This window comes from Tepidibacter aestuarii (assembly GCF_934924865.1).
GTDB lineage: Bacteria > Bacillota > Clostridia > Peptostreptococcales > Peptostreptococcaceae > Tepidibacter_A > Tepidibacter_A aestuarii.
On sequence record NZ_OW235315.1, the window covers coordinates 2094991 to 2113314 of the forward strand.

The 18324-nt window shown below is 30.2% G+C and carries 18 protein-coding genes; all 18 read right to left on the reverse strand.

Annotated features, from left to right (window positions below; all coding sequences use genetic code 11):
- Nucleotides 1-6: 6 nt before the first annotated feature.
- Nucleotides 7-957, reverse strand: coding sequence for a DHH family phosphoesterase (locus tag M2214_RS10385; protein ID WP_248477227.1), 951 nt, complete (start codon nucleotides 955-957; stop codon nucleotides 7-9).
- A complete protein-coding gene (gene rbfA / locus M2214_RS10390) occupies nucleotides 950-1315 on the reverse strand; it encodes a 30S ribosome-binding factor RbfA (protein ID WP_248477241.1) in 366 nt (121 codons plus the stop codon). The genes M2214_RS10385 and rbfA overlap by 8 nt, the downstream gene beginning before the upstream one ends.
- Before the next feature lie 16 nt (nucleotides 1316-1331).
- Nucleotides 1332-3263 (reverse strand): translation initiation factor IF-2, encoded by a 1932-nt coding sequence (gene infB, locus M2214_RS10395; protein WP_248477263.1) that lies wholly within the window; start codon nucleotides 3261-3263, stop codon nucleotides 1332-1334.
- 5 nt (nucleotides 3264-3268) lie between these two features.
- Entirely contained in the window at nucleotides 3269-3571 is a 303-nt protein-coding gene (locus tag M2214_RS10400; RefSeq protein WP_248477265.1) for a L7Ae/L30e/S12e/Gadd45 family ribosomal protein, read from the reverse strand.
- Nucleotides 3561-3833 carry an RNase P modulator RnpM gene (gene rnpM / locus M2214_RS10405; RefSeq protein WP_248477267.1) on the reverse strand — a complete coding sequence of 91 codons (273 nt, stop codon included), beginning with the start codon at nucleotides 3831-3833 and terminating at the stop codon, nucleotides 3561-3563. The genes M2214_RS10400 and rnpM overlap by 11 nt, the downstream gene beginning before the upstream one ends.
- A 20-nt stretch (nucleotides 3834-3853) precedes the next feature.
- On the reverse strand, nucleotides 3854-4897 hold the full coding sequence (gene nusA, locus M2214_RS10410; RefSeq protein WP_248477275.1) for a transcription termination factor NusA: 1044 nt from the start codon (nucleotides 4895-4897) through the stop codon (nucleotides 3854-3856).
- Between the two features lie 15 nt (nucleotides 4898-4912).
- Nucleotides 4913-5374 carry a ribosome maturation factor RimP gene (rimP, locus tag M2214_RS10415; protein ID WP_248477277.1) on the reverse strand — a complete coding sequence of 154 codons (462 nt, stop codon included), beginning with the start codon at nucleotides 5372-5374 and terminating at the stop codon, nucleotides 4913-4915.
- A gap of 166 nt (nucleotides 5375-5540) precedes the next feature.
- Complete coding sequence (locus tag M2214_RS10420; protein WP_248477293.1) at nucleotides 5541-9821, reverse strand: PolC-type DNA polymerase III; 4281 nt, start codon at nucleotides 9819-9821, stop codon at nucleotides 5541-5543.
- A gap of 187 nt (nucleotides 9822-10008) precedes the next feature.
- Nucleotides 10009-11055, reverse strand: a complete 1047-nt coding sequence (gene ispG, locus M2214_RS10425; protein WP_248477295.1) for a flavodoxin-dependent (E)-4-hydroxy-3-methylbut-2-enyl-diphosphate synthase — start codon at nucleotides 11053-11055, stop codon at nucleotides 10009-10011.
- 11 nt (nucleotides 11056-11066) lie between these two features.
- Nucleotides 11067-12062, reverse strand: a complete 996-nt coding sequence (gene rseP / locus M2214_RS10430; RefSeq protein ID WP_248477325.1) for an RIP metalloprotease RseP — start codon at nucleotides 12060-12062, stop codon at nucleotides 11067-11069.
- 12 nt (nucleotides 12063-12074) lie between these two features.
- Complete coding sequence (locus M2214_RS10435) at nucleotides 12075-13226, reverse strand: 1-deoxy-D-xylulose-5-phosphate reductoisomerase (protein WP_248477327.1); 1152 nt, start codon at nucleotides 13224-13226, stop codon at nucleotides 12075-12077.
- 231 nt (nucleotides 13227-13457) lie between these two features.
- Complete coding sequence (locus M2214_RS10440; RefSeq protein ID WP_248477329.1) at nucleotides 13458-14234, reverse strand: phosphatidate cytidylyltransferase; 777 nt, start codon at nucleotides 14232-14234, stop codon at nucleotides 13458-13460.
- A gap of 10 nt (nucleotides 14235-14244) precedes the next feature.
- Nucleotides 14245-14979 (reverse strand): isoprenyl transferase, encoded by a 735-nt coding sequence (locus M2214_RS10445; RefSeq protein ID WP_248477331.1) that lies wholly within the window; start codon nucleotides 14977-14979, stop codon nucleotides 14245-14247.
- A gap of 32 nt (nucleotides 14980-15011) precedes the next feature.
- Complete coding sequence (locus M2214_RS10450) at nucleotides 15012-15212, reverse strand: hypothetical protein (protein WP_248477333.1); 201 nt, start codon at nucleotides 15210-15212, stop codon at nucleotides 15012-15014.
- Between the two features lies 1 nt (nucleotide 15213).
- Nucleotides 15214-15771, reverse strand: coding sequence for a ribosome recycling factor (frr, locus tag M2214_RS10455; protein ID WP_248477335.1), 558 nt, complete (start codon nucleotides 15769-15771; stop codon nucleotides 15214-15216).
- A 2-nt stretch (nucleotides 15772-15773) separates the two neighbouring features.
- On the reverse strand, nucleotides 15774-16487 hold the full coding sequence (gene pyrH / locus M2214_RS10460; RefSeq protein ID WP_248477349.1) for a UMP kinase: 714 nt from the start codon (nucleotides 16485-16487) through the stop codon (nucleotides 15774-15776).
- A gap of 63 nt (nucleotides 16488-16550) precedes the next feature.
- Nucleotides 16551-17465, reverse strand: a complete 915-nt coding sequence (gene tsf, locus M2214_RS10465) for a translation elongation factor Ts (protein ID WP_248477361.1) — start codon at nucleotides 17463-17465, stop codon at nucleotides 16551-16553.
- A 55-nt stretch (nucleotides 17466-17520) separates the two neighbouring features.
- Entirely contained in the window at nucleotides 17521-18234 is a 714-nt protein-coding gene (gene rpsB, locus M2214_RS10470) for a 30S ribosomal protein S2 (protein ID WP_248477363.1), read from the reverse strand.
- Nucleotides 18235-18324 lie beyond the last annotated feature (90 nt).

The window sequence follows — 18324 nt, forward strand, 5'->3', positions numbered from 1 at the left end:
ACTCTCTTAAATATGCTTTATTACTTCTTCTACAACTCTTTTTTTAGCATTCTCTAAAGAATCATTTACTGTGCATCCAGAAGCTCTTACATGGCCTCCTCCTCCAAATACTTTGGCTATTTCACTTACATTAACATATGATTTTGATCTTAAACTTACTTTAATTTGATTAGATCTCTTTTGCTTAAATAAAATTCCAACCTCTACTCCACTTATATCTCTAGCATAGTTCACAAATCCATCTACATCATTAAATGTTATATTATTGTTTTTAAACATTTGAGTAGTTAATTCGATAGTCGCTATTTTTTCTTGTATAACATTTAATGTATTTAAAGATTCGCCTAGTATTTTGACATAGTTTACAGGATTATTTTGATATATACTTTGTATTATGTCTTGTTTATCTATTCCTAATTTTAATAAATTACATGCCATTTCAAAGCTACTAGGGTTAGTATTTGAATACATAAAATTTCCCGTATCAGTTATAAGCCCTGTATAAAGACAGTTGGCTATTTTTTTATCTATAATATTCTTATCTATTTTCATAAGCATATCATATACAACTTCACATGTAGATGAAGCTTTAGCGTCTACATAGTTTAAATCAGCATACAAATCATTACTACTATGATGATCTATATTTATAGTAATTTTTGCATTATTTTTTATAGTATTACTACAGCAAAGTCTATCTTTATCTCCACAATCAAGAGATATAAGTATATAGTCTTCAGTTTTTATTTCTTCAGATTTATATATTTTAATATCTTTATATAAAAAATCTAAATTAGCGGGAAGATTATCATCTAATACGAATACAGCTTCTTTATCCATACTTTTAAGTGCATAATATAATCCTATTGATGATCCTAAATTATCTCCATCTGGACTATAATGGGAAGTAATAATAAAATTATTACTTCCCATTATAGCATTTATTATTTTATTCATTTACATCATCTTCTTTTTTTGAGTTGACATCTTTGATTAAGCTAGACATATAAACTCCTTTTTCAATAGAGTCATCAAGTCTAAATATCATCTCAGGAGTATATCTTAGTTTAACTTGTTTTCCTATTTCTTTTCTAACAAATCCACTGGCACTTTTTAATCCTTTTAGGGTTTCATCTTTATCTCCTGTAAGTACGCTAATATATATATACGCATACTTTAAGTCAGAAGTTACATTAACATCTGTAATGCTTACTAGAGAAGATATTCTAGGATCTTTTAGATCTTCTAAAAGCAATCTACTTATAACCTTTTTTATTTCTTCTCCTATTCTTCTTGTTCTAGAATATGATGCCATAGTATCTACAACCCTTCTATCTGTTTTCTTTTTCTTTCATTACAAAGGCTTCTATTACATCGCCTTCTTTTAAATCATTAAAGTTATTTAAAGCAAATCCACATTCATAGCCTTTAGCTACTTCTTTAGCGTCGTCTTTAAATCTCTTTAAAGAGCTAAGTTCACCTTCATGTATAACTATACCATCTCTAACTAGTCTTACTTGGGCATTTCTTGCTAGTTTTCCATGAGTTACATATGCTCCAGCTATAGTTCCAACTCCAGATACTTTAAATGTAGCTCTAATTTCTGCTTTTCCTAATTCTTCTTCTACAAACTCAGGATCAAGCATACCCTTCATTGCAGATTGTATATCTTCTATAGCCTTGTATATTACTCTATATGATCTCATATCAACTTTTTCTTTTTCAGCTACATCTGATGCTGCTCCAACTGGTCTTACATTAAATCCTATTATTATAGCATTAGATGCACTAGCAAGCATTACATCAGACTCAGTTATAGCTCCAACAGCTCCATGAATCGCTCTTACAGTTACCTCTTCATTGCTTAATTTTTCTAAAGACTGTTTTACAGCTTGAACTGAACCTTGAACATCTGCCTTTATTATTATATTAAGCTCTTTCATATCACCTTGTTCCATTTGCTTGAATAAATCATCTAATGAAACTTTTTGACTAGCCTTCATTTGTTGTGCTCTAACTCTATCTTTTCTCTTTTCTGCTATAGTTCTAGCCATTTTATCATTTGCAACTACTACAAATTGATCTCCTGCTTGTGGAACTTCAGAAAGTCCAAGTATTTCAACTGGTATAGATGGAGCTGCTTGTTTTACTCTTTTTCCTAAATCATTTACCATTGCTCTTACTTTACCATAAGCACAACCAACAACAACTGCATCTCCAACTTTTAATGTTCCATTTTGAACAAGTACAGTAGCTACTGGACCTCTTCCTTTATCAAGTTGTGCTTCTACAACAGTTCCTACTGCTTTTCTGTTAGGATTAGCTTTTAACTCTTCCATTTCAGAAACTAATAAAATCATTTCTAGTAATGTATCTATATTTTCGTTTTTAAGAGCTGAAACAGGAACTGATATTACATCTCCTCCCCAGTCCTCAACTAAAAGTCCATGTTCTGTCAATTCTTGCTTTACTCTATCTTGATTTGCTCCAACCTTGTCTATCTTGTTTATAGCTATTATTATAGGTACCTCTGCTGCTTTTGCATGGTTGATAGCTTCTATTGTTTGAGGCATTATACCATCATCTGCTGCAACTACAAGTATAGCTACATCTGTAACTTGTGCTCCTCTTGCTCTCATAGATGTGAACGCTTCATGTCCAGGAGTATCTAAGAATACTATTTTCTTACTATCAACTTCGACTTCATAAGCTCCTATATGTTGAGTTATTCCACCAGCTTCTTTATCTGTTACCTTACTATTTCTAATAGCATCAAGTAATGACGTTTTACCGTGATCAACATGTCCCATAACAGTTACGATAGGAGGTCTTGGTTTTAAGTCTTCTGGTCTATCTTCTTCTATTTCTATATCGTTCTCTTCTTCTAATTCCTCTTCTTGTACAGCTTTAAATCCATAATCCATAGCTATACATCCTGCTGTATCAAAATCTATTTCTTGATTTATACTTGCCATTATTCCTAATTTTATAAGTTTAGTTATAATTTCTGTAGGGCTTTTTTCTACTAATTGAGATAAATTTTGAACTGTTATTTTATCTCCTATTTTAATTTCAGTCATATTATCCTCTTCGCTACTTACAGCTTCTTCGCTTGAAAGTTCCATTACTAATTCTGCTTCTTCATCAGTTAAAGTACTCATATGATTGGCTACATTTATGTCTAATGATTCTAATTTTTCCATAATTTCTTTAGTTGACATTCCTAATTTTTGTGCGATTTCATAAACTCTTGTCTTTGACAAAAGCTTCACCCCCTACTAATTTCTTTTATTTTCATTGCAAATTGCTCGCTTTTTATACCTATTACTGCTCTATTGCTTTTTCCTATACTTCTTCCTAGCTCTTCTTTCGTAAAATCTATTATATAAGGTACATCTCTATATTCAGATTTATCTCTAAAAAGCTTTTTTGTGTTTTCCGATGCATCAGCTGCTATTATAATTAATTTTATTGTTCCTTTTTTAAGCTCAGATAATGTAGTATCGTCTCCAGAAACCAAGTTCCCGCTTCTTAAAACAATACCCAATAACGAAAGAATTTTATTGTTCATATTTTTCTATTTCCTCCGATAAACTATCATAGACTTCTTTTGGTATTTCTAGTTTAAAGGCTCTATTTAATGCCTTAGTATTTATAGCTTTTTCTAAGCATTCTTTACTAGCACAAATATAAGCTCCCCTACCATTAGCTTTACCTGTATTGTCTATAAATATTTCTCCGTCTTTATTTTTTACTATTCTTATCAATGTTTTTTTAGAATTTCTGTCCTGACAACTTATACATTTTCGCTGAGGTATTTTCTTTTGACTCAAGAATATCGCCTCCTATTTTATTAATTATTAGCTTGGCTTTCACTTTTTATATCTATTTTCCAGTTAGTAAGCTTTGCTGCAAGTCTAGCATTTTGTCCTTCTTTTCCTATAGCTAATGATAATTGATAATCTGGAACTACAACCTTTGCACTTTTCTCTTGCTCATCTAATTCAACTGAAATTACTTTTGATGGGCTTAGTGCACTAGATATAAATTCAGCAGGGTTTTCACTATATTTTATTATGTCTATTTTTTCTTCTTTTAACTCATCTACTATATTCTTTACTCTAGATCCTTTAGATCCAACACAAGCTCCTATTGAATCTACATTTTCGTCTATAGAGTGAACTGCCATTTTAGTTCTAGATCCTGCTTCTCTTGATATTGATTTTATTTGAACAACTCCATCATATATCTCAGGTACTTCTAATTCAAATAATCTTTTGATAAGACCAGGATGACTTCTAGATAGAAGTATTTGAGGCCCTTTTGTTGTCTTTTTAACTTCTAATATATATGATTTTATTCTCTGACCAACTTCATATGTTTCACCTGGTATTTGTTCAGTTTGATTTAACACTCCCTCTATCTTGCCAAGTGAAATATATACTATACCTTTACTTACTCTAGCTACTATTCCTGTAACTATTTCAGTTTCTCTATTTATAAATTCTTCATATATAACATCTCTTTCAGCTTCTCTTATTCTTTGAACAACAACTTGTTTAGCTGTTTGAGCTGCAATTCTTCCAAAGTTTTTAGGCGTAACTTCAAATTCAACCAGATCTTCTAGTTCGTAATTCTTATTCATCTCTCTAGCTTCATCTATTGATATTTCTAAAAAATCATCATATACATCATCAGATTCTACTACTCTTTTTTGAGAGTAAACCTTAACTTCACCACTATCTCTATCTATTTCTGTTCTAACATTTTGACACGAACCAAAATTTCTTTTATATGCCGAAACAAGTGCTGCTTCAATAGTGTCTATTAGTATGTCCTTAGAAACACCTTTTTCTTTTTCTAATTGCTCTAAAGCTTCTATGAATTCTAAATTCATTATTTCTCCTCCTTGTTAAAATTTTACAGATAATCTGATTATAGATACTTCTTTTTTATTGAATTCTAATATTTCGTCTTTATCTGTTTTTATCTTTATTATTCCTTCAAATAATCCTTCAAGCTTTCCTTCAAATTGTTTTTGACCATCTACAGCTTTATAAAGTTTTAATTCAACGTCTCTACCTTTATATCTGTCAAAATCTTTGTCCTTTTTTAATGGTCTATCAATTCCTGGTGATGAAACTTCTAAAAAATAGTTTTCTTTTATTGGGTCTGTTTCATCTAACAACTCGCTCAATTCTTCGCTTACCATTTTGCAGTCATTTAATCCAATTCCGCCTTCTTTATCTATATACACTCTTAAGTAATAATGTCCAGCTTCTTTAACATACTCTACATCTATTAATTCAAAGTTATTTTTTTCAACTATTGGCAAAACTATTTCTTCTATTGTATTTTCTATACTTCTTTTCATGTATGTATACCTCCTTTATTTAGTTTTTAATTTATTCATTTCATTAATAATTCTTGTTTCTTATCTATTATAAAAGAAAGAGTGGGCATCATCCCCACTCTATATTTTAATAGTATATATATTTTTCTATAACAGTATACCATATAATGTTTTTTTGTGCAACTTATCACAGAAGAGATAGCTGGTTGGTCTCATCAAGGTCTTCAATACAGCCATGGCCCTTTAATGTTTCAATTACAGTTTTTGAAATCTTAGTCCTTTTTCTCAAATCCTCTATTGAAAGAAATTCTTCCTTTTCTCTTTCTTTAGCTATATTAATAGCAGCATTAGCTCCAACTCCCTGAAGAGCTATTAAAGGTGGTAATAATTTATCATCTATTATTTTAAACTTTTTAGCATCTGATTTGTAAAGATCTACTCTTAAAATCTCTATATTTCTTGCAAACATCTCAATAACAACCTCAAGTACAGTTAACATACCTTTTTCTTTTGCAGTAACATTGTTGCCAAGACTTTCTATTTCTTTTATCTTGTGAACAACCTCATCCTTACCTTCTATAACTAAATCCGCATCAAAATCCTCTGCTTTAGTAGTAAAGTAAGTAGCATAGAACGAATGTGGATAATAAACCTTACAATAAGCTATTCTAAACGACATCATAACATAGGCTACCGCATGCGCTTTTGGGAACATATACTTAATCTTATTACAAGAATCTATATACCACTGCGGAACATCATTATTCTTCATTTCCTCTTCATCTTCTGGAGTTAGTCCCTTACCTTTTCTGACCTTCTCCATTATCTTAAATGAAAGCTTAGGCTTTAAACCTTTAAATATCAAATAGTTCATTATATCATCTCTTGTAGATATAACATCTTTTAGTGTAACTACTCCGTCTCTAACCAAGTCTTGAGCATTATTAAGCCAAACATCTGTACCATGTGATAAGCCCGATATTCTGACAAGCTCTCCAAAAGTTGTAGGCTGAGTATCTATAAGCATTTGTCTTACAAATTTAGTTCCAAATTCAGGTATTCCAAGGCTTCCTATAGTACAATTTATTTCTTCACTAGTAACACCTAAAGCCTCTGTCGATGTAAATATAGACATTGTCTTTTGATCATCAAGAGGTATTTTAGTAGCGTTAATTCCAGTTATATCCTCAATCATTCTTATTATAGTTGGAACGTCATGACCTAGTATATCAAGTTTTAGTATTCTACCGCTTATAGAGTGATAGTCAAAATGAGTCGTTATAACTCCAGATGTAGAATCATTAGCAGGATATTGAATAGGAGAAAAATCGTATATTTCTTTATAATGAGGCACAACCATTACACCTCCAGGATGCTGACCTGATGTTCTTTTAATACCAGTACATCCTTTAGATAATCTATTTATTTCTGCCGATGTAGTTTTTATCTCATTTTCTTCAATATACTTTTTAGCAAATCCATAGGCTGTTTTGTCAGCTATTGTTCCTATTGTTCCAGCTCTATATACATATCCTTCCCCAAATAGTATTTCTGTATACTTATGTGCATTTGGCTGATATTCTCCTGCAAAATTAAGGTCAATATCTGGCTCCTTATCACCTTCAAAACCCAAGAAAACCTCAAAAGGTATATCATGTCCATCTTTTATATAAGGTATTTTACAAACCGGACATTCTTTATCAGGCAAATCAGCTCCCGACGTATAGCTACCTGTTTCAAAGAACTCAGATCCTAGACACTTTTCACATCTATAGTGAGCTGGTAAAGGATTAACCTCTGTTATATCACTCATAGTAGCAACAAATGATGATCCAACAGAACCCCTCGATCCAACTAAATATCCATCTTGTAAAGATTTTGTAACCAGTTTTTGTGATATTATATATAATACTGCGTACCCGTTACTTATTATAGAATTCAACTCTCTCTCAAGTCGTTTTTCAACAACATCCGGAAGTTTTTCTCCATACATACCATGAGCTTTTTTATAACACATTTCCCTAAGATCCTCTTCTGACCCTTCTATGACAGGAGTACATGTTTCATCTGGTATCGGTTTTATTTCTTCTATTAAATCTGCTATTTTGTTTGTATTAGTTATAACTACATCTCTAGCTACTTTATCTCCTAGGTATCTAAATTCATCTAACATATTGTCTGTTGTTCTAAAGTAAAGAGGTACCTCCTCATTAGCACTTTTAAATCCTTGAGAATGCTTTAATATCTTTCTATATATTTCATCATGAGGATCTATAAAGTGAACATCTCCTGTTGCCACAACTAATTTATCATACTTTTTGCCGAGTTGTATAATTTTTTTATTTAGGTCTTTGAGTTCCTCATAATCTTTAACAATTTCTTTTTCTATCATAAATTTATTATTATCAAGTGGCATTATTTCTAGATAGTCATATAATTCTAATATTTCCTCTATTTCATACTCTTCTTTGTTTTTAAGTATACTCTGATATACTTCTCCATTTTCGCATGCAGATCCTATTAAGAGTCCCTCTTTGTATTCTTTCAAAACACTTTTTGGTATTCTAGGAGTCTTGTAGAAATATTCTATGTGCGATTTTGATATTAACTTATATAAATTTTTAAGACCAGTATAATTTTTAACTAATATAGTTATATGGTTACTTCTTATCTTTTTAAAATCAGCAACTTTAAACAGTTCATTAACGTGATGCAAATGAGTTGCACCCTTATCTTTTAGCATATCCAAAAATTTTATAAATATATTTGCAGTAGCTTCAGCATCGTCTACTGCTCTATGATGATTTTCAAGAGAAATTTTAAGAGCCTTGGCTACCGTATTTAATTTGTATGTTTTAAGATTTAAAAGTAATTCTTTAGCAAGATTTATAGTATCAACATATATGTTATTAAAATCTAAAGACATTCTTTTGCAATTTTCTCTTATAAAACCTATGTCAAACTCAGCATTATGAGCAACTAATACACTATCTTGTATGAACTCTAAAAAATCAGGCAGTACTTGTTCAATTGTTCTCTCGTTCTTAACCATATCATTAGTTATCCCTGTAAGTTCTTGAACTTTATACGGTATTGGCTTTTGCGGATTTACTAGCACACTAAACCTATCCACAATTTCGTAATTTTCTATTTTAACAGCACCAATTTCTGTTATCTTATCATTCTTATTTGAAAAACCTGTTGTTTCAAGATCAAATACCACAAAAGTTTGACTTAGAGATAGTTTATTAGGATTTTTTATAACAGGATTAGTATCATCTACTAAATATCCTTCTACTCCATAAATAGGCTTAATGCCATGTTTTTTAGATGCATCCATTGCCTCTGGAAAAGCCTGCACTATGCCATGGTCAGTAATGGCTATAGCTTTATGTCCCCATTTTGCAGCTCTTTCAACTACCTTTGATACTGATGTTACTGCATCCATAGCAGACATTTGAGTATGCAAATGTAATTCTACCCTTTTTTTATCACTTCTATCATGCTTTTCTTTTTTCTTTGATTTTTGTATATCAGAAATATTTACAATCAACTCCTGAGAATAATTGTCAAACAAAGCATTACCTCTAATTTTTAAATACGAACCTTTATTTATATTGTCCACTACACCATCTTTATTATTTTCTCTTAAAAATAATTTACATTTTATAGAGCTTGTATAATCTGTTATAGAAATAGTTAGTAGAGTTCTACCACCCTTTAACTCTCGATTTTCAACGTCAAATACTTCTCCTTTTATACATACTCTTCCTGTTTCTGGGGTTACATTTTTAATAATTTCAATAGAATCGGTAATACCTTTACCATATATAATGTCTGTTTCCTCTTTTTCAACCTTATGATCATTACTTTTAGTTTCAATTGTTTCAGATTTTGTGCTCGGTATAATCCTATTAGAAAGTAAATTATCGGTTTCTTCATCTTTTTTACTTATATATTCTTTTAAATCCATATGGCATTCATTCACAAGATCAAATCTAACACTTAAATCAAAACCTAATTCTTCATTTATCATGTTTTTTATAGAATAAGAAGCCTTCTTCGTCTCTAATATTTTATATATTATTTCATTTTCTACCTTTATAGCTAAGCACCTATCTATGTATTCCCATTTAATCTTTTCACTAGATTTTATAGATGGAACCATAGACTTCATTATAAACTCTATATTATTCCAATACTTATTTATAACAGCATTTACATCATCTTCAATATCCATGTATCTAATTTTGAATTTCACATCATTAAAAAAAGTCAACTCATTTTTTATCTTACCTTCTATATCCCTAAGTTCAGATATATTGAGTATTTGCTTTGATTTTAAATAAAAATATACAATCTTATCTTCTTTAAAATAAACTATATTACTTAATAAAATATTATCGTATTTCTTATCTAAGTTTTTATATACTCCTATTTTTTCTAGATATTTTTTTATACTATCCATAATACCTCCTAGACAGTTTCAATCTTTTTTCATAAAGCGAAACTTAATTCAGATGGAATTTTTAGTTAAGCCAATCCAGAAGCTTTTAAGTTCTTACCTCCAGCCTTAAGGATGGAGTTTTAGAACTTTTAACTTTCGGATAAAGTTTCAATATATAGATTAACATAAAAATTCTAGACTAAAAAGTCTAGAATTTTTTTATTTCACTTATTAATTCATTTACCAAATCATCACTCTTTATTTTTTTTACAATTTCACCCTTTTTAAATAATATAGCATTCTCGTTCCCACCAGCTATACCAATATCAGCTTCTCTCGCCTCTCCAGGTCCATTTACAGCACAACCCATTATAGCTACAGTCATTTTTTTATCTATATCTTTTATTTGATCTTCAACCTTTGAAGCTATACTTATCAAGTCTATATTACATCTTCCACAAGTTGGACAAGATATAACCTTAATTCCTTCATCTAACAGTCCTATAGATTTTAAAATTTCTTTACCTACGAATATTTCCTCTTTAGGATCTCCAGTCAAAGATACTCTTATTGTGTCACCTATACCTTTAAGTAATAGATATCCTATTCCTATAGATGATTTAATTGTACCCTTTTTTACACTTCCAGACTCTGTTATTCCAACATGTAATGGATAGTCAACCTTTTCAGACATAAGTTCATATGCATTTATAGTCGTATGTATATCACTAGACTTTAAAGATATAACTATATTGTAAAAATCCATACTTTCCAAAATTCTTATATGTCTCATTGCACTTTCTACCAAAGCATCCGGTGTAGCCTTTTCATATTTTTCAAGTAAATCTTTTTCTAAAGACCCTCCATTCACACCTATTCTTATTTTTATATTTTTTTCTTTGGCCTTTTCAACTACCATTCTTACTCTTTCTGTACTTCCTATATTTCCAGGATTTATTCTAAGTCCATCTACCCCTTGATTTATAGCTTCAAGAGCTAATCTATAATCAAAATGTATATCTGCTATAATAGGTATATTTATACTTTTTTTTATCTGACCCAATTTTAAAGCAGCATCCATATCAGGAACAGCTACTCTAACTATATCACAACCTACTTCTTCAAGCCCTTTTATTTGATCTATTGTAGCCTCTACATCTCTTGTGTCCGTATTCGTCATTGATTGAATAGAAATAGGATTATTCCCTCCTATTTCAACTTTACCACAATCAATCACTCTTGTTAATTTTTTCAAAAAATCACCTTCTATTTAATTATTCTAGATACATCATTATAAATTGTAAATACCATTAAAAGCATCAATGCAACAAATCCTATAAAATGTATAGACCCTTCTCTTTCAGGATCCATTTTCTTTCCTCTTATAAGCTCTATAAGCAAGAATACGATTCGTCCTCCATCTAAAGCTGGTATAGGAAGCAAATTAAATAATCCTAGGTTTATACTTATGACAGCTGCCAAGAATATAACATTTATTATACCGGCATCCGCTGCTTGACCTACTACATTTATTATCCCTACAGGACCTGCAACTTCATCTTTTGATACATTTCCAGTTATAGCTTTTCCCAGGAAATCTATCATCTGTCCTAATATAGAAAAAGTTTGTTCTACCGAATATTTAAAAGATGATACTATATTTTTTTCATATCTAGGCTCTATACCTATCATTTTTTTACCATTTTCATATTTAGGTGTAATATTGTAGTTTAATACATTATCATCTCTTTGCACTTGAATTTTTATAGTGTCCGTAGTAGAGGCAGATATTGTTTTTCTTATATCATCCCAATTTTTTATACTAGTATCATTTATTTTTAATATCTTATCTCCCTGTTTAATTCCAACTTGTTGAGCTGGCAAGTTATCAATAGTATTTTCTATAATAGTTCCTGGAACACCCTTATTCATAAACATCAATGTAAACAACAATATAGCCAGTATAAAGTTCATCAAAGGTCCAGCAAAAACTATACTTATCTTTTGGAATATAGTTTTATTATTAAAACTTCTAGGATCAGTAGACTCTTCATCTTCACCTTCCATTCTAACATATCCACCTATAGGTAATAATCTAATTGAGTACTCTGTTTCATAACCCTTATACGCATAAATTTTAGGTCCCATTCCTATAGCAAATTCATGTACTTTAACCCCTGCTTTTTTAGCAACTATAAAATGACCAAACTCATGAAACAAAACAAGTATTCCAAATACTATAAGAGATATAATGATATTCATATTTTCACCTTCCTATTTTATACTTTCTTTTACAAATTCTCTACTCCAATTATCTATGTGTAATATTTCCTCTAATGTAGGTTCTTTTATACTAGAATGTTTTTCTAATGCTTTTTCTATATAAATAGGTATATCATAAAATTTAATTTTATCATCTAGGAATTCACTTACTAAAATTTCATTAGCTGCATTTAAAACAGTAGAATATGTACCTCCTTTTTCTAAACATTCATAAGCAAGCTTTAAACACGAAAAAGTTTGAACATCTGGTTTTTCAAATGTCAATGAACTTATTTTTGCAAGGTCTAACCTCTCATAGTCATTATTTATTCTACTAGGATATGAAAGAGCATATTGTATAGGAAGCTTCATATCAGGATTACCAAGTTGAGCTATAACAGAACCATCTATAAATTGCACCATAGAATGTATTATACTTTGAGGATGAACTAATACATCTATGTCACTTGCCTCAACTCCAAATAACCACTTTGCTTCTATAACTTCAAGACCTTTATTCATTAAAGTAGCTGAATCTATACTTATTTTTCTACCCATACTCCAATTAGGATGTTTTAAAGCCTCATTTTTCGTTACATTTATAAGTTCTTCCTTTGTTTTATTTCTAAATGGACCGCCTGATGCTGTCAATATTATTTTTTCAATCTCCCTATTATTTTCTCCATTTAAACATTGAAATATAGCAGAATGTTCACTATCAACTGGCAGAATATCAACTCCCATTTTTTTAGCTTCATTCATAACTAAGCTACCTGCAGTTACAAGTGTTTCTTTATTTGCCAAAGCTATTGTTTTTCTATATTTAATAGCTTCTAAAGTAGGAACAAGCCCTATCATTCCCACAAGAGCTGTTAAAACTATATCTACACTTTCTAAAGATGCTATAGTTTTTAATCCTTTCATCCCAGAATATATATCAACATCTACTTCGTTTGGTAGAATTTTTTTTAACTCATTAGCTTTATCTTCATTATAAACGGCAACTACTTTTGGTCTAAACTCTATTATTTGGTTTTTAAGTTTTTCTATGCTAGTGTTTACAGCTAAGGCCTCTATTTTAAATTTGTCTTTATTATTTCTAACAACATCTAAAGCCTGAGTCCCTATAGAACCTGTTGAACCTAAAATAGATATTTTTTTCATATTATCCATCCCTTCTTAAACAGCGTAATATAATAGCTTCAGAAAACTCTGAAGCTCTAAATTTAAATTTATTCTTTTCAATTATATTTTAATTTCTCCGAAATCTAAGAGTTCTAAGACTCACCCTCTTAAGACTAGAAATAAGAACTCTACAGCTTCTGGATTAGTTTACCCACAGGGCACACGCAACCAAAAATTCAGTTAGGGTGAAAACTCCATCTGAATTAAGTTTCACTTTATAAAAAAGTATATATAATAATAAACAAAAGGAGCTGTTAAAATTATACTATCAAATCTATCTAATATACCGCCATGCCCAGGTATTAATTTTCCATAATCTTTAATTTCCAAAAATCTTTTAATTGAAGATGCAAATAGATCTCCAATTTGAGCTATCACACTTCCTATCAGTCCAATCATACCCATATGTATTAAATCAAATCCAAATATATATCCAAACACAATACAAGATAAAGAGCTTCCTATAACTCCTCCTATACTTCCCTCGATAGTCTTTTTAGGGCTAACTTTAGGTATTAATTTATGCTTACCAAAGAAATAACCACTAAAGTACGCAAATGTATCAGTCATCCATGCTATTATAAAAATCAAATATATGTAATTATAGTTTGAAAACTTCGAAATCAGTATAATATGGTTCAAAAGATATGGTATATATATTATTCCCAGAAAAGTTATACTCATATCAATAATATTATACTTTCTCATTACAAGTAATATACATAATATAAAAAAAACAATAAAAAAACTACATGCCATATATCTATTATCAATTTGTAAAATTGAACCAAAATAAATACTTAAGGTTAAAAAATAACCTAACCAACTAGCACAATTAAAATTTTTCACTCTAAAAGCATCATAAAATTCTTTTAGAGCAATTAATGAAATCACCGTAACCCCTAAATACAAAGGAATTCCTCCATTTATTAATATAAACGCTAAAACTGGCAACAATATTATCGAAGATACTATTCTAATAAACATATAAATCCTCCTATTTAAGTCCTCCAAATCTTCTTTCCCTATTTTGATAATCCAAAATAAGTTTATGTAAATTTTCTTTTCTAAAGTCTGGCCAATATATATCAGAAAACCAAAATTCTGAATATGCTATTTCCCACAATAAGAAATTACTAATTCTATATTCGCCACTAGGCCTAACTAATATATCAGGGTCTGGTAATGATTTGGTACTTAAATAATTCCTAATAAAATCTTCGTCAACATCATCTATATCAATTTTTTTATTTTTATAATCTTCAAGTATATTAACAATAGCATTTTTTATGTCATTTCTACTTCCATAATTTAAAGCCAATGTAAGCGTCAGTCCTGTATTATATTTAGTAAGTTCTTTTGATTTTTCAATTTCCTTAATAGCAGTACTAGGTAAATAAGATATATCTCCTATAGTATTAAAAATTACATTATTTTCATGTAATTCTTTTATTTCTTTTTTTAAATATTGCACTAATAAATTCATAAGTGCACTCACTTCATCTTTAGGTCTCTTCCAATTTTCTGTAGAAAAAGCGTATAATGTCAAATACCCAACTCCTAGGCTGCTACATTCTTTAACAATCTCTCTTATAGTTTCAACTCCAGCCTTATGTCCAAACGTTCTAGGTAGAAACCTTTTCTTAGCCCATCGACCATTGCCATCCATTATAATAGCTATATGATTTGGTATATTATTTTTATCTATACAGTTTAATGTATTTTTCTCCATATTTTCCTCCAATCAAATATTTTTCTAACTCCTTATAATAAGGAATTAGAAAAATACGTGACAACAAGTTCTATATAATCATTTGATTTTTTAACATTTATAACTCTAGGACATACTAATAAAGCTTTATCTTTATGTCCTATCGTCTCTTTTATTATATACTTTATATCATTATTTTCAAGCACCTGTTTTGCCTTAGAAAGTTTAATTCCAAATAAATCAAAATAGTTCAAATTAAACCTCCATTATTTCATTTTCTTTCTTCACTAAAAGTTCATCTACTAATTTTATATTTTTGTCCGTTATTTTTTGTACTTCATCTTGCGCCTTTTTTAAATCATCTTCTGTTATTTCAGAATCCTTTTGCATTTTCTTTAGCTTATCGTTAGCATCTCTTCTTTCATTTCTAAGAGCTACCTTAGCATTTTCTGCAGTCTTACTAGCAAGTTTAAATAAATCTTTTCTTCTTTCTTCTGTAAGTTGAGGAATTACTATTCTTATCATCTTACCATCATTAGTTGGATTGAATCCTAAATCAGCAAGTTGAATAGCCTTTTCAATACTTCCAAGAGCTGTCATATCCCACGGCTGTATAACTAGACATCTAGGCTCTGGAGCCGATACAGTAGCTACTTGCTTAAGTGGAGTTTGAGATCCATAATAATCTACCATAACTCTATCAAGCATTCCAGGATTGGCTCTTCCAGCTCTTATTACTCCTAATTCTTCTTTTAAAACAGACATTGTTTTTCCCATTTTTTCTTCTAAAACCTTATGAACTTCTAATTTCATTATTATTCCTCCTCTACTATAGTTCCTATATTCTTTCCTTGAACCACATCAATTATATTTTTAGAATTATTTAACCCAAATACCCTTATAGGTATTTTATTATCCATGCATAAAGAAGTTGCAGTAGAATCCATAACTTTTAAACCTCTTTTAAGTACTTCCATATATGAAAGTTTATCAAACTTTTTAGCTTCTGGATTTATCATAGGATCACTATCATATACACCATCTACTTTTTTTGCTAAAAGTATAACTTCTGCCTCTATTTCTGCTGCTCTTAATGCTGCTGCAGTATCAGTTGAAAAATAAGGATTACCAGTTCCAGATGCAAATATAACAACTCTACCTTTTTCTAAATGTCTCATAGCTTTTCTTCTTATGTATGGTTCTGCAATTTGTCTCATCTCGATAGCATTTTGGACTCTAGTTAAAACCCCTATATTTTCTAGTGCATCTTGCATAGCTAAAGAATTCATAACAGTAGCAAGCATTCCTATATGATCAGCAGTAGTTCTATCCATACCTTCACTAGTTCTACCTCTCCAGAAATTGCCACCTCCTACAACTATAGCAACTTCAACGCCCATTTCATGTAATTCTTTTATAGATAATGCTATTTCATTTACAACCTCATTATTTATTCCCGTTTTCATTTCTCCAGCTAAAGCTTCTCCACTTAACTTTAATAATACCCTTTTATATATAGGTTTATCCATAAACAAAGTCCTCCATTCAATATTCTTCTAAAAAAGAGAACACAAAAGTGTTCTCTTTTTATATTATTTAAGTTGCTTAGCAACCTCTTCTGCAAAGTTTTCTTCTTTCTTTTCTATACCTTCTCCAACTTCAAATCTCATAACGTTAGCTACTTTAATTTCAGTTCCTAATTTAGTAGCAACCTCTTTAACAAGTTTTTCAACTGTTAAATCAGGGTTTTTTACGAATGTTTGGTTAAGTAAGCATACTTCTTGTAATTGCTTATTTAATCTTCCAACTACCATTTTTTCAACTATTTGAGCTGGCTTTCCTTCATTTAAAGCTTGTTGCTTTAATATTTCTGTTTCATGAGCTATGTAAGCTTCATCTACATCATCTCTTGATATATATTTAGGATTCATAGCTGCAACTTGCATAGCTATATCTTTTCCTAAAGTTATAACATCTTCAGAATCAGATGCTGTTTCTAAAGCAACTAATACTCCTATTTTTCCGCCACCATGGATATATCCTGCAATTTGTCCATTCTCAACTTCAAACTTTTCAAATCTTCTCACATTCATGTTTTCTCCGATAGTAGCTATCTTAGAGTTAAGTACTTCTTGAACTGTTTCTTCTGAATCTATATATTTTTCAGTCATTAAAGATTCAATATCAGTCTTATCTGTTTTTAATACAGTTATAGCCATATCCTTAACAAACTTTTTGAAATCATCGTTTTTAGCAACGAAGTCTGTTTCTGAGTTAACTTCAACTATAGCTGCTGCTTTATTGTTATCAGACATGCACATATCTACTAAACCTTCAGCAGCTATTCTTCCTGATTTTTTAGCAGCTTTAGCAAGTCCCTTTTCTCTTAATAAATCTATCGCTTTTTCCATATCTCCATCTACTTCAGTTAAAGCCTTTTTACAATCCATCATTCCTGCACCAGTTTTTACTCTGATCTCTTTTACCATTGCAGCTGTAATTGCCATAAAATCGCCTCCCATATATTATTAAAGGTAAGGAACGAAGTTCCTTACCAGTTTATTATTCTTGTACTTCTTCTTGCTCTTCCTCTATAACTTGTCTTCCTTCTACTATTGCATTAGCCATTGCAGCAGTTATTAATTTAACGGCTCTTATAGCATCATCATTACCTGGAATTGCGTAGTCTACTTCTTCTGGATCACAGTTAGTATCAACTATAGCAACAACCGGAATCCCTAATCTATGAGCTTCTTGTATAGCTATTTTTTCTTTTCTTGGATCAACTATAAATAAAGCTCCTGGTAATTCAGGCATTTCTTTGATTCCATTTAAGTATTTTTCTAGTTTTTCTTTTTCATGCTTTAACTTTATAACTTCTTTCTTAGGAAGAACTTCAAATACTCCTTCTTCTTCCATTTTTTCTAATTCTACTAATTTCTTGATTCTGTTTTTAATAGTTTTGTGGTTTGTTAACATTCCACCTAACCATCTTTCATTTACATAGTACATTCCAACTCTTTCTGCTTCATCTTTTATAGCATCTTGAGCTTGTTTTTTAGTTCCAACAAATAATATTGGCTTTCCAGTTTCAGCAACTTCTTTAACAAACTTGTAAGCTTCTTCAACCTTCTTAACTGTTTTTTGTAAATCGATGATGTATATTCCATTTCTCTCAGTAAATATATACTTAGACATTTTAGGATTCCATCTTCTTGTTTGGTGTCCAAAGTGTACACCTGCTTCTAATAATTGTTTCATTGATATAACTGCCATTTAAAGCACCTCCTATGGTTTTTTCCCTCCGATTTAGTCATTTTCTTAAAAAACCCTAATAGGCACCTTTTTAAGAATTCTAAATCGTGT